This window comes from Enterococcus sp. 3H8_DIV0648, from assembly GCF_002140655.1.
GTDB lineage: Bacteria > Bacillota > Bacilli > Lactobacillales > Enterococcaceae > Enterococcus_A > Enterococcus_A hulanensis.
On the sequence record NZ_NGLG01000001.1, the window covers coordinates 1,727,690 to 1,729,060 of the forward strand.

Consider the following 1,371-nt stretch of genomic DNA (forward strand, 5'->3'; position numbering starts at 1 on the left):
CACCTCAATCACTTGCAGAAATCAAAGAAGTATTAAGACTGTCTCTTATACACATCTAGATGTGTATAAGAGACAGACAGATTGACTGTTTCTCTTTTTATTTAGAAGGTTTTGACACCTGAATCTATAAAGAAAGTATAAAATCTTTACATGAATAGATCTGTCTCTTATACACATCTAGATGTGTATAAGAGACAGGAAACGGTCAATCTAATGATAAAAATAAATTTTTATCTTACAGATTGACTGTTTCTCTTTTTATTTAGAAGGTTTTGACACCCGAATCTTTATAGTCAAAAAAAGAAACCTCACGAAAAGGTTTCTTTCCTAAATTTATTCTCGAACCATTTCAACGCCAGCAGGTTCAACTGCGTAATCACTGTCTGTTTCCATTGGACGCTCTTTCAAATAAATGGCTTGTTGATGCTGCTGCAGCATACCGATTTTTTGAGTAATCAATACTAACAGCTGTCGCAGGCTCTCTTCTGAATTGACCTTGTTCTCGACGATCGCTTGGCAAAGATATTCCACTTGATGACTTTGCTCGAACAGCTCAAGATAGCCTTCGCTAGTGCGATCAATATCGCGGATCATCTGCCAATCCGTATCATGATAATAAGTATCGTACATGACGAAATCCAAACGATAAACTGCTAATACGAACAAATCCCGTACTTTTTGATTTTCCCGCAATAATATTGCCAGATCTGCCGACCCATTGGCGATCTCTCCGCCTAATTCCAACAGAACCGAATAATTATTATCATATTCCTTTTTCAGCTTTTGGAACAAGCGCGTTGTCTTTTTGATTTCCTTCTGCTTTTCACGATATTTCAAATATTGAAACATCAGCAGTGCTGCTAAAAATGAAAAGAAGCAGCCAAAGAAAGCCGTTGATGCATTGACAAATGTTTTAATGATATCGATATGTTCGCCGAAAAAATCTCTGTTGAAATAAATCAGACCAATACTAATCACCGCAATGACTTCACCGACCAATAAAACGGCTAAAGCAGCAATCGCTAGTTTTTGTTTTTCTGAAATCATTTTTCACCACGCATTCAAATTGAATGCTTCTCCTTATATTTTTTCTCCCAAACCCCTAAAAGTAAGTCCCTTCGCCTCCCTGTTTTATTTATTAAACACCTTAGAAATTAGTTTCTACATATTTAATTAATAAAATGACTTTTTTATAATGATACACATATTTTAGCGTTTAATAACGTTTTTTATTATATCTGTCTCTTATACACATCTAGATGTGTATAAGAGACAGATACAATTGCATTAACGCTAGTTTTTAGTTTGCGATTGTGGAGGCGAAGAGATGGAGTTTATTGGTGTTTTGTGTCTGATTTTAGTGTGTGTCAC

The 1,371-nt window shown here is 35.4% G+C and carries 1 protein-coding gene; it reads right to left on the minus strand.

What is annotated here, in order from left to right; genetic code table 11:
- Positions 1 to 333 precede the first annotated feature (333 nt).
- Positions 334 to 1,047 (minus strand): hypothetical protein, encoded by a 714-nt coding sequence (locus A5875_RS08010; protein ID WP_088933106.1) that lies wholly within the window; start codon positions 1,045 to 1,047, stop codon positions 334 to 336.
- Positions 1,048 to 1,371: the final 324 nt, after the last annotated feature.